Below are 12,141 nucleotides of genomic sequence, written 5' to 3'. Positions count from 1 at the left end.
TCCATCAGGGCCAGAGGGATCCCTCAATAACAGGCCGGATATATGGGTGCAATGAACTCTTCTCAAAATCGTTATCGAATGTCTTGCAAACCGGATGGGTCCATATATGACCGGCTAGCTTTCGGGTACAGGATGTACCATCGGAAGCGATAGCAATTTATCCATAAGACCAAGGCTAGTAACCAATGCATGTAACTTCGCTAGGGACGCCGGGGGATTTCCAAAAGGGGAACAGGCGTTTTTCCCCTTTTGGTCGTGTGTGGGGTGAAGCCCCACGACTTTGACTTTGATTTTGATTAGAAAATCCAAACGAAGCTTGGACATTGAATTATTCTCAGCCGAAAGAGAGTAAACCTTTGCACGAATGCAAATAATGAAAACAACTATCCCAAGGCTTTAGTCAAAGCCGAAACAACATTGGTATTAGCAGCCAACTCTGCGTAAACTTTCGCTCCCATGTTTTTATTGGTGTTGCGATGATCATTCCTAAGCCTTCTCCTTCCACAGAGTCTTCCCCTGAGTCGTTAACCTTTGCCGAGCTTGGCGTCAATGCGGCGTTATGTTCGGTATTGCCTGCCGCACTCAAGTATCCAACACGGGTACAGCAACTGGCGATTCCGGCGATTCTTGCTGGGCGGGATTTACTGGCGCTGTCGCAAACTGGGAGTGGTAAAACCTTTGCCTTTGGTTTGCCTCTGCTGCAAAGCCTCTTGCAACAAATTGCTGCGCAAACGATGGCTAAATCCGTGCCTGCGGCTAATCCACTAGCATTAGTGTTGGTGCCAACGCGTGAGTTAGCGCAGCAGGTGAGCGAGGCGCTGCACGCGCTGGCGAGTAAGTTATCGTCTTCTTTGAATATTCAGCTCCTCTGTGGCGGTATCGCGCAGGAAGAGCAATTAGCCGAACTTGTCGCTAATCCGCAGCTTGTCGTGGCAACCCCTGGGCGCTTATTGGATTTATGCACACAGTCCCATATCAGTCTCGACTTGATTAAATACCTAGTGTTAGACGAAGCCGACCGCTTACTGGAAATGGGATTTTGGCCTGATGTGCAAAAGCTGATGGCAATGATGCCAAAGCGTAAGCAAACCTTACTGTTTTCAGCCACCTTGCCAGAGGCGTTGGATTCCTTGGCGGGGAAATTGCTGAGCAATAATCCCCTGCGGGTTGAGGCCAGTATACGCAATGCTGTCGCAGCCGAAATCGAAGAGCGACTGTATTTAGTCAATAAGGGCAGTAAGGCGCAGGCATTGATTGCGTTATTCAAACAATATCAATGGCCGCAAGTGCTAGTGTTTATCAGTGCCCGCGATGATGCCGATGCGATAGCGAAACGACTCGTTAAGGCGGGGATAAATGCTGCTGCGCTGCACGGTGAAAAAGATCAAACCGTGCGCAGCCAAACCTTGGCCGACTTTAAAGCCAATCGTATTCAAGTGGTGGTGGCGACGGATTTAATGGCCCGAGGTATTCATGTTGATGCCTTACCAGTGGTGATCAATTTAGATTTACCCACCAGTGCGCCTGTGTATGTGCATCGTATTGGCCGTACCGCAAGGGCGGGCGCCAAAGGGCTCGCTATTTCTTTGGTGTGCCATGGTGAGATGCCAAGCTTAACCGCGATCCGCAACTTGACGGCGCGTGAGTTACCGTTAGCATCATTGGCAGACTTTCCGGTGACCGATAAGCCGAGCGACAGAGCTAGAGAGGATGGTGCTGAGCATAATGTTGCGCCTAAGCGTCCACCTCGGGATAAACAGGCGAATCGTCGCAGTATTAATAAGCACAGCGTCAAAGCCTTTAAAGGCAAGCGTTGAGAGTGAGCCTGCGCTGCTATCCATAAACTGCTAGCACTTATTGGTACTGTTTACCGGTTTCCGCTGGGTGAACTATATAGTTAACCTCGGAACGTGGATTACTACATTTACAGGATCAGGCATGGCGTCGACATTGGCGATAGGTAACGCACTTCACCACATGGTAAATCACGGTTTAACGACCCAACGTTTTACGCTTCGGCCATTTCAGCGAGCGGATCTTGAAGCTTTTACCGCCTATCGAGCCGAGCCTAAGGTCGCCAAATATCAAAGCTGGACGGATTACTCTTATAGCGATGCTGTCTCGTTATTCGAGAACATGGATTACGCGCAATTTGGCGCGGCAGACACTTGGTTTCAATTGGCAATTGTCTCTGAGGCATCGCTTGCGACGCCTGCCACCTTAGTGGGCGATTTGGCGCTGCATTTTATCGATGAGCAGCAAATGGAAATCGGCTTTACGATTGCGCCTGAGTATCAAGGCCAGCAGGTTGCGTTTGAGGCCGTCAGCGCATTGCTGGGTTATCTCTTTGTGGAATTAAATAAGCATCGTGTTATTGCGATAACCGATGTAGACAATCTTGCCTGCTGTAGATTACTCGAAAAACTCGGCTTTCGGCGCGAAGCCTATTATGTCAAAAATATCTTCTTTAAGGGCGCATGGGGCGATGAGTATCTCTATGCCATGTTAAGGGAAGAATATATTGCACGTTAATGGCGCTAGGCTCACTCGTGCTACCAGACAAGATTCTGAATCTCGTTTGGCTTCTGCTTGCTATCTCAGTAAAATCTTAATCATGATTAGTTGAGTCTGCTAGCTTCAGCCTCGTTCGGATTAAGGAGTTCCCTATGAAATCAATAACACTCGCCTTAGTGGCGGTTGGACTCACGTTAGGATTATCGGGCTGCGCGACCACTAAATCGCCTACGGGGCGTGGCCAAACCTTGCTGTATTCGGCATCGCAAATGCAGCAAATGGGGGATGCTTCTTTTGAAGAAATGAAAAAGCAGCAAAAGATTAGCAGCGATAAAAAACTCACCCAGTACGTAAATTGCGTGGCGAATCGGGTGACTGCTGTGCTACCCGATCAAAGCCAGAAGTGGGATGTCGTCTTGTTCAACTCCGAGCAAGTGAACGCCTTTGCATTGCCTGGCGGGCACATTGGCGTGTATACCGGATTATTAAAAGTCGCGAGCACGCCGGATCAACTCGCGACCGTCTTAGGCCATGAAGTGGCCCACGTATTAGCGCAGCATGGTAATGAACAGGTCTCACGGGCGCAGATGACGGGGATGGGGATGCAAATCGCCGATGCCGCCCTTGGCGCGAGCGGCGTTTCAAACCGTGACTTATATATGTCGGCCTTAGGGCTTGGTGCGCAGGTCGGGGTGATTTTACCCTTTGGCCGCGCTCAGGAGAGTGAGGCGGATGTCATGGGGCTGGAGTTGATGGCGCGGGCAGGGTTTGACCCCGCCCAGAGTGTGGTGCTGTGGCACAATATGTCGAAAGCGGGAGGTAGCCAAGGGCCAGAGCTGTTATCTACGCATCCATCAAACAGCAATCGCATTGCCCAACTCGAGCAATTACAGGGGCAAATGCAGCCTTTGTATCAGAGGGCAAAGGCGAGTATCAAAAACCAATGCGTGTTGCCTAAATAGTCATTCAGAGCGTGGCGATCGTTTAGATGCAGGCCTTATCTTGCCGCAATTAGGCGCTATTGCTGGATAAATACGCATCGGTTACGTAAAATCGCCGCCAAAGTTAAATAAGCAGTCAGTTTATCAGCATAGGGCGTGGAACTATGGTAAACTGGCGCGCAAAATTCCATTGAACATTGAGAGTCGTTAATTATGTCTGATAAATTCAGTACTGTTGAACAGCAAGCAAGCTATGGTGTTGGTCGTCAAATGGGCGAGCAACTGGCTGCCAATTCTTTTGACGGTGTAGATATTGCTGCCGTTCAAGCAGGCTTAGCCGATGCGTTTGCTGGCGTTGAAAGCGCTGTATCTATGCAAGATATGCAAGTTGCATTCACTGAGATCAGCCGTCGCATTCAAGCGGCTCAAGAGCAAGCAGCTGCTGCGGCTTCTGCTGAAGGCGAAGCGTTTTTAGTGGAAAACGCTAAGCGTGCAGGCGTGATCGTGACTGACTCTGGTCTGCAATACGAAGTATTAGTTCAAGGTAGTGGTGCAAAACCAACCTACGAAGATACTGTTCGTACTCACTACCATGGTTCTTTCATCAATGGTGACGTGTTCGACAGCTCTGTTGTTCGTGGTCAACCAGCTGAATTCCCTGTGTCTGGCGTTATCGCTGGCTGGACTGAGGCACTGCAACTGATGCCAGTAGGCACCAAGTTAAAATTATTCGTTCCACATCACTTAGCTTACGGTGAGCGTGGTGCGGGTGCTTCTATTCCTCCATACTCAACCTTAGTGTTTGAAGTCGAGTTATTAGACATCGTCTAATGTGATTGAAACGCCTAAGCCAGTCTTAGGCGTTTTTGTATGGAAGACAAAAAAGATTGAGGAGATTGAAATGAGTGGACAAGTGAGAGTTGCAATTGTCGGTGCGGGTGGACGCATGGGACGGACTCTTATTGAATCGGCTTATCATCAAGAGCACATTCGCTTAGGCGCGGCGATTGAGCGTTCAGGTTCAAGCTTAATTGGCGTGGATGCGGGCGAGCTTGTCGGTGTGGGTAAGTTAAATGTCATTATCATGGATTCGCTTGACTATGCGACCGATGACTTTGATGTGCTGATTGATTTTACTGCGCCAGAGGCCAGTATTGTCCATTTAGATTGGTGCGTACGCCATAAGAAAGCCATGGTGATCGGCACAACCGGTTTCAATCATGCTCAAAAAGAACAAATCAATGCCTTTGCCGAGCAAACGCCGGTGGTGATGGCGCCGAATATGTCTGTGGGGGTCAATCTGATGTGGAAATTGCTTGAGTTGGCCGCTGAGGTCATGGGCGATTACACTGATATCGAGATTATCGAAGGTCACCACAGATATAAGAAAGACGCGCCATCTGGCACGGCACTAAAAATGGGTGAAGTGATTGCCAAGACCTTAGGTCGTGATCTTGAAAAATGCGCCGTCTATGGCCGCGAAGGGATCACGGGCGAGCGCGACCGTGAAACCATCGGTTTTGCGACTGTGCGCGCAGGCGACTTAGTGGGCGAGCATACCGCCATGTTTGCCGATATTGGTGAACGTTTAGAGATCACCCATAAAGCCTCCAGTCGTATGACCTTTGCCAACGGCGCTATGCGTGCCGCTCATTGGTTGGTGGAGCAGAAACCGGGTCTGTATGATATGCAGCAGGTATTAGGTTTACATTAAAATTAAAAAACGCCATTTGGCGTTTTTTTTTGAACTCAGATACCAATGTATAGACGAGTTTGAGTTTATCCTGTAAACTCGCTGGAATTTGTCAAAATTTCGTAAATCAGCGGAAATTGGTATCTTAACATAACATAAAAACATTATATTTCAGTGGCTTGGCTCTTTATGGAGGTCGCGTTGACAAAGTCTGCCTTACTCGTACTCGAAGATGGAACCGTATTCACTGGCACAGCAATAGGTGCCGATGGTCTCTCAGTTGGTGAAGTTGTTTTTAACACTTCGATGACGGGATACCAAGAAATTTTAACTGATCCCTCTTATTCACGCCAGATAGTAACTTTAACCTACCCCCACATTGGTAATACTGGTACCAATAATGAAGATGTCGAATCCAATGGGGTTCATGCTTGTGGTTTAATCATTCGCGATCTTCCGCTCATAGCAAGTAGTTTCCGTAATCAACAAACCCTTAGCGATTATCTCAAAGCAAACAATGTTGTTGGCATCGCAGATATCGATACTCGTAAATTAACTCGAATCCTCCGTGAAAAAGGTGCCCAAGCGGGTTGCATCATGGCGGGTGCTGACTTGGATGAAGCCAAAGCGCTTGCAGCTGCTAAAGCCTTCCCTGGTTTAAAAGGCATGGATTTAGCGAAAGAAGTCACGACTGACAAAGCCTACCAATGGCGTAAAGGTAGCTGGCGTTTAGTGGGCGGTTTGCCTGAAGATACTCCAGCAGAAGCGCTTAAATACAAAGTGGTTGCCTACGACTACGGCGTTAAGCAAAACATCCTGCGTATGTTGGTTGACCGTGGCTGTGATGTGACGGTTGTTCCTGCAAAAACACCCGCTGCTGACGTGTTAGCGATGAACCCAGACGGTGTGTTCCTCTCTAACGGCCCCGGCGACCCAGAGCCATGCGACTACGCGATTGAAGCGATTCAACAAATCCTGAAAACCGATACGCCGATTTTCGGTATCTGTTTAGGTCACCAATTACTGGCATTGGCATCAGGCGCGAAAACCTTAAAGATGAAGTTTGGTCACCACGGTGCTAACCACCCAGTGAGCAATATCGAAAAAGGTAACGTGATGATCACCAGCCAAAACCACGGTTTTGCTGCCGATGAAGCCACATTACCTGCCAATATCAAAGTGACCCACAAGTCACTGTTCGATGGTTCACTGCAAGGTATCCATCTGACGGACAAACCTGCGTTCAGCTTCCAAGGTCACCCTGAAGCGAGCCCAGGTCCGAACGATGCGGCCCCACTGTTCGATCACTTTATCGAGCTTATTGAACACTATCGTCTTGTAACGAAAAGTCAGAACGCTAAGTAATACGCAAGCTAGGAGAAGAGAGAAGCAATGCCAAAACGTACAGATATAAAGAGTATTCTTATCCTAGGTGCAGGCCCGATTGTCATTGGTCAGGCATGTGAGTTTGACTATTCAGGCGCTCAAGCCTGTAAAGCCCTGCGTGAAGAAGGTTATCGCGTCATTCTGGTGAACTCTAACCCTGCCACCATTATGACCGACCCAGAAATGGCCGATGCCACTTACATCGAGCCAATCCAATGGGAAGTAGTACGTAACATTATCGCCAAAGAACGTCCTGATGCGATTCTGCCTACCATGGGCGGTCAAACCGCTCTAAACTGCGCGCTTGAGCTTGAGGCTAAAGGCGTGCTGGCTGAATTTAACGTTGAAATGATCGGTGCTACTGCCGACGCGATTGATAAAGCCGAAGACCGTAGCCGCTTCGACAAAGCCATGAAGAGCATTGGTTTAGAATGTCCACGCGCGGGCATCGCCCACAGCATGGAAGAAGCCTATGGCGTGCTTGAACAAGTGGGTTTCCCTTGTATTATCCGTCCATCATTCACTATGGGTGGCTCGGGCGGTGGTATTGCCTATAACAAGGAAGAGTTCGAAGAAATCTGTTCTCAAGGTTTAGATTTATCGCCAACCAAAGAGCTACTCATCGACGAGAGCTTAATCGGTTGGAAAGAATACGAGATGGAAGTGGTTCGTGACCGTAACGACAACTGTATCATCGTGTGCTCTATCGAAAACTTCGACCCAATGGGTGTGCATACTGGCGACTCTATCACAGTAGCACCCGCACAAACTCTGACTGACAAAGAATACCAAATCATGCGTAATGCCTCTATGGCCGTACTGCGTGAGATTGGGGTTGAAACGGGCGGTTCGAACGTACAGTTTGGTATCAACCCGAAAGATGGCCGTATGGTGATCATCGAGATGAACCCACGGGTATCGCGTTCATCGGCATTGGCATCAAAAGCAACTGGCTTCCCAATTGCAAAAATTGCGGCCAAGTTAGCGGTGGGGTTCACCCTCGATGAGCTGATGAACGACATTACTGGCGGCCGTACGCCAGCGTCGTTCGAGCCTGCAATTGACTATGTTGTGACTAAAGTACCTCGCTTTAACTTTGAAAAGTTCGCTGGTTCTAACGACCGCTTAACTACTCAGATGAAGTCTGTAGGTGAAGTAATGGCGATTGGCCGTACTTTCCAAGAGTCACTGCAAAAAGCACTGCGCGGTTTAGAAGTAAGCCGTCACGGTTTAGACCCGATTACTGACATGTCTAAGCCTGATGCGTTAGCCCGTATCCGCCTCGAGCTAAAAGAGCCTGGCTGTGACCGTATTTGGTACATCGCCGATGCGATGCGTGCGGGTTTAACCCTGGATGAAATCTTCCGTTTAACCAATATTGACCCATGGTTCTTAGTCCAGATTGAAGAGCTGATTAAGCTGGAAGGCCAAGTGGCCGAAGGCGGTTTAGCCGGTCTTAACGAAGAACTGCTGCGTAAGCTTAAGCGTAAAGGTTTTGCCGATGCGCGTCTGGCGGCGGTCCTTGGCGTAAACGAGACTGAAGTCCGTAAATTGCGTGACCGTTTCGACATCCACCCAGTTTACAAGCGCGTAGATACCTGCGCGGCTGAATTTGCGACTGACACCGCTTACATGTACTCAACCTACGAGGAAGAGTGTGAAGCGAACCCATCTGACCGTGACAAAATCATGGTGTTAGGTGGTGGTCCAAACCGTATCGGTCAAGGTATCGAATTCGATTACTGCTGCGTGCACGCGGCATTAGCCCTGCGTGAAGACGGTTATGAAACCATCATGGTGAACTGTAACCCTGAAACCGTTTCTACTGACTACGACACCTCAGATCGTCTGTACTTCGAGCCTGTTACCCTAGAAGATGTGTTAGAAATCGTCCGTATCGAGAAGCCAAAGGGCGTTATCGTGCAGTACGGTGGTCAAACTCCGCTGAAACTGGCTCGCGCCCTTGAGGCGGCGGGTGTGCCGATTATTGGTACTAGCCCAGATGCGATTGACCGTGCAGAAGACCGTGAGCGTTTCCAGCAAGCGATTCAACGCCTGGAAATGAAGCAGCCTGAAAATGATACCGTCACCACGGTAGAAGGTGCGGTAATTGCCGCCGAGCGTATCGGTTATCCGCTGGTGGTGCGTCCATCCTACGTACTGGGCGGCCGCGCGATGGAAATCGTTTACGACCAACAGGATTTACTGCGCTACTTCAACGAAGCGGTAAGCGTATCTAACGCTTCACCAGTACTGCTAGACCACTTCCTAGACGATGCTATCGAAGTAGATATCGACGCAGTATGTGACGGTGAAACCGTAGTTATCGGCGCGATTATGGAGCATATCGAGCAGGCGGGTGTTCACTCAGGTGACTCAGGTTGTTCTCTGCCCCCTTACACCCTAAGCCAAGAAATCCAAGATCGCATGCGCGTGCAAGTCGGCAAGTTGGCGATGGAGCTGGGTGTTGTCGGTCTGATGAACGTGCAGTTTGCCGTGAAGAATAACGAAATCTACATGATTGAAGTTAACCCACGTGCAGCGCGTACCGTGCCATTTGTGTCGAAAGCGACTGGTGTGCCGTTAGCTAAGATTGCCGCCCGTGTGATGGCAGGTCAAAGCTTAAAAGCGCAAAACTTCACTCAAGAAGTGATTCCACCTTTCTACTCTGTGAAAGAAGTGGTACTGCCATTTAACAAGTTCCCTGGTGTTGACCCACTGTTAGGCCCAGAAATGCGCTCAACAGGTGAAGTGATGGGCGTGGGCGATACCTTCGCCGAAGCCTATGCTAAGGCGCAGTTAGGTGCGACTTCTGAAGTGCCTAAGTCTGGTCGTGCGCTGCTATCTGTGCGTAACAGCGATAAGAAACGCGTTGCCGACTTAGCCGCTAAGTTGATTGAGCTGGGTTATCAAATCGATGCCACCCACGGTACTGCGGTAATCCTAGGTGAAGCGGGTATTAACCCACGCTTAGTCAACAAGGTACACGAAGGCCGTCCACATATTCTTGACCGCATCAAGAACGGTGAGTACACCTATATCGTGAACACCACCGAAGGCCGTCAAGCGATTGAAGACTCTCGTCAATTACGTCGCGGTGCACTGCGTTACAAAGTGAACTACACCACGACCATGAACGCGGCATTTGCCACTTGCATGGCACACGCTGCGGACGATCGCACTAACGTGACTTCGGTGCAAGAGCTGCATCAGCGCGTATTGGCTAAATAAGCCATAAGCCTCTGCAATCAAAAGGCCGGATAACTGAGTTATCCGGCCTTTGTTTTTAAGGGGTAAAAGATTTATTGCCCAATGCGCTCGGTTTCCATTGGCGGCGCATCATTGGGCAGCCAGCGGTGATAAATTTGTGCAAAGGTGCCATCGGCCTTGATGCTGACTAGTGCCTCTTTCCATTTATCAACTTCCTCCGTTGGTGTGCCTTGAGAAAACGCAATATAGAGATGATTCGCGCTGATGGTGTAGAGGGATTTTACATCATCAATACTGGCTCCGGCTTCTGCAAGAATACTTGGCGCCGTGAGATTAGCGTTGCACCAGAGATCGATTCGCTGCTTCATTAACTGCTTTGCGCTTAGTAGTGGTGTTGATGAGGGGGCGAGATTTGTAAACCCATGATCCATTAATAATTGTTCTTCGACTGAGGAACGATACACCCCAATTGCTTTTGCCTGCTTAGCACCTTCAATTGAGTCAATGTTAAGCTTGCTACTTTTTAGAGCATAAAAGTTTGTTGTGCCAACCGCGACAGGGCCTATCAAACTAAACATACGCTCACGCTCTGCGGTACGTGTCATTGTGAATAACACCGTGTTGGGTTGTTCGGTGATAATTTTCCAGCCGCGAGCCCAGGGCACAATCTTGATAGGATCTTGGTTATCGATACGTTTTTGGATTTCTTGCACGACTTGTACAGCTAATCCATCGGGTTGGCCATCAACCGAAAAGCTAATCGGAGCCCATTCTTCTGTATAAATATTGAGTGTGGCCTGAGCTGTGTGCGGGATAACGCAGAGAAGCATAACGCGCACTAAATGGGTAAAAAATGTCATTAATAACCCTAGGAATTAGAATGTTATATGCGAGTCTCACGGCGTGCTCATATTGAATTAAAGATGACAACTCTTAAGCTCGCAAGCCACTTTAGGGTTATTTTGTGATCTGTACTCTTGGGTTAGAAAATTATCGATAAATCATATTGGTCATTGAGGCAAGATAGAGTTGCCTCCTTGTTGTGCAAAGGAGGCTGCCGATGCGCTATATCAGTTTTAGTGAGCTTTAGATGAGTGAGGTTGCTGATTGATGACCCATGAATAGGTCACTTAAAAAGCGCGCTATTCATGGGTATATATTGCTGTTACTGGCGATAAACATCACGTAGTAGATTATCGAGACAATTGACGACCCGCATACTTGAGTCTTCCATTAAACGTAGTTGCCTAACCATTTCGGGTAAATTGCCCTGTTGCCTTGCCGCGAGTGCTGCTTTACCTGCATCGTGCACCGCTTTGTGGGGAGCATCCAAGGCCTTAAAGTTACTCAAATGTTGATAATTTTCAGCACCAAAGCCTTTAAAATACCATTGGCCTAAACGGCATTCAGTATGGGAGTTCACACCATGGCTGTGCTGATTCTTTTCAATAAGTTGATACACATTACTCTTCCAAACGGCGTGGTCGAGTTTAGTGGTATTTAAGAATGAGGCTGTCGCGGCATTATGGATTACCTGCTGCATTTTATTAGAACGTTGCAGTACATCTTCAACGACTTGCCCTATTTGTGTTGAAGATGAGGCAACATCAAGAGCGCTGTTTTGGTTATTATGGACAATCTCTTTAATATTAGAGGCTTGTGTAACAATCTGTTTTACTAGTTTTTCGATTTGGCTGCTCGCTTCGTGAGCTTTACTGGCTAATTGTCTGACTTCATCGGCAACTACCGCAAAACCTCGTCCAGCTTCGCCCGCTCGGGCGGCTTCAATTGCTGCGTTGAGGGCGAGTAGGTTGGTTTGCTCAGAGATCCCTTGAATGGCGGCAACAAACTGGTTAATAGAAGAAGTGGTACTATCGAGCTCGGTTACAGCAGTCATGCTGCTGGTGGCTTGTTCATTTATATAGGTTGCTCTATTACCTAAATTAATAATGGCTACCCGCGTTTGATCAAAAATTTTATCTAATTCGGACAGTGCTTCTTTTTCTTCAGTGAGTAGCTCTGCACTGCTGGCAAGGCCATCTCTCACTGCATTTAACATCTCGCCGCCCTGATTTTGGCAGGCAATCACTGCACTATAATGATCGGTATTTTGGCGGGACTGTTGTTGCATGGCTTCATTTTCGCGGGCCATATTTTTTAGCTCTTCGATTTCAACTTCGTATCTATCTTGTTGATCAATGAGCTTTTGCTTCAGCACTTCGTTTTCTGCTTTGAGTCTTGAATTAAACCACATAAAAACCTCTAAACTTTTATTGATATTGTTATGGCCACTGAATTAATAACGTCTAAGGTGCAATCCCTGCGGTATTAGGGTAAGTAGGAAAGTGTGGTAAGAAAATATTAACGTATATCAATGCCATAATCTTACTTTTTTAT

At 48.2% G+C, this 12,141-nt stretch carries 9 protein-coding genes; 7 read left to right on the top strand and 2 right to left on the bottom strand.

The features are described from left to right. Positions 1-476 precede the first annotated feature (476 nt). The 7 genes from M0413_RS12345 (at position 477) to carB (ending at position 9,765) form a co-directional block, all read left to right on the top strand. The gene (locus M0413_RS12345; protein ID WP_249554405.1) at positions 477-1,817 is read left to right on the top strand and encodes a DEAD/DEAH box helicase; all 1,341 of its coding nucleotides are present in this window, start codon (positions 477-479) and stop codon (positions 1,815-1,817) included. 121 nt (positions 1,818-1,938) lie between these two features. Next, complete coding sequence (locus M0413_RS12340) at positions 1,939-2,532, top strand: GNAT family N-acetyltransferase (protein WP_249554404.1); 594 nt, start codon at positions 1,939-1,941, stop codon at positions 2,530-2,532. 134 nt (positions 2,533-2,666) lie between these two features. Then, positions 2,667-3,476, top strand: coding sequence for a M48 family metallopeptidase (locus M0413_RS12335; RefSeq protein ID WP_249554403.1), 810 nt, complete (start codon positions 2,667-2,669; stop codon positions 3,474-3,476). A gap of 192 nt (positions 3,477-3,668) precedes the next feature. Then, complete coding sequence (gene bamJ / locus M0413_RS12330) at positions 3,669-4,286, top strand: BamJ family beta-barrel-assembly machinery protein (RefSeq protein ID WP_037415090.1); 618 nt, start codon at positions 3,669-3,671, stop codon at positions 4,284-4,286. Between the two features lie 70 nt (positions 4,287-4,356). Continuing rightward, on the top strand, positions 4,357-5,169 hold the full coding sequence (gene dapB / locus M0413_RS12325) for a 4-hydroxy-tetrahydrodipicolinate reductase (protein ID WP_037415093.1): 813 nt from the start codon (positions 4,357-4,359) through the stop codon (positions 5,167-5,169). A gap of 168 nt (positions 5,170-5,337) precedes the next feature. Beyond that, a complete protein-coding gene (carA, locus tag M0413_RS12320; protein WP_139122587.1) occupies positions 5,338-6,513 on the top strand; it encodes a glutamine-hydrolyzing carbamoyl-phosphate synthase small subunit in 1,176 nt (391 codons plus the stop codon). 27 nt (positions 6,514-6,540) lie between these two features. After that, a complete protein-coding gene (gene carB, locus M0413_RS12315) occupies positions 6,541-9,765 on the top strand; it encodes a carbamoyl-phosphate synthase large subunit (RefSeq protein WP_037430414.1) in 3,225 nt (1,074 codons plus the stop codon). Positions 9,766-9,836: 71 nt separating this feature from the next. Here the strand turns inward: carB and M0413_RS12310 are convergent, their stop codons facing one another. Then, positions 9,837-10,604 carry a substrate-binding periplasmic protein gene (locus M0413_RS12310; protein ID WP_099456861.1) on the bottom strand — a complete coding sequence of 256 codons (768 nt, stop codon included), beginning with the start codon at positions 10,602-10,604 and terminating at the stop codon, positions 9,837-9,839. A 305-nt stretch (positions 10,605-10,909) separates the two neighbouring features. Beyond that, positions 10,910-11,998: a methyl-accepting chemotaxis protein gene (locus tag M0413_RS12305; protein WP_249554401.1), complete on the bottom strand. Its 1,089-nt coding sequence runs from the start codon at positions 11,996-11,998 to the stop codon at positions 10,910-10,912. Between the last annotated feature and the right edge of the window lie 143 nt (positions 11,999-12,141).

The sequence above is a fragment of the Shewanella sp. 8A genome (genome assembly GCF_023475945.1).
Classification (GTDB): domain Bacteria; phylum Pseudomonadota; class Gammaproteobacteria; order Enterobacterales; family Shewanellaceae; genus Shewanella; species Shewanella xiamenensis.
This window is presented reverse-complemented; position numbering and strand designations above follow the sequence as displayed.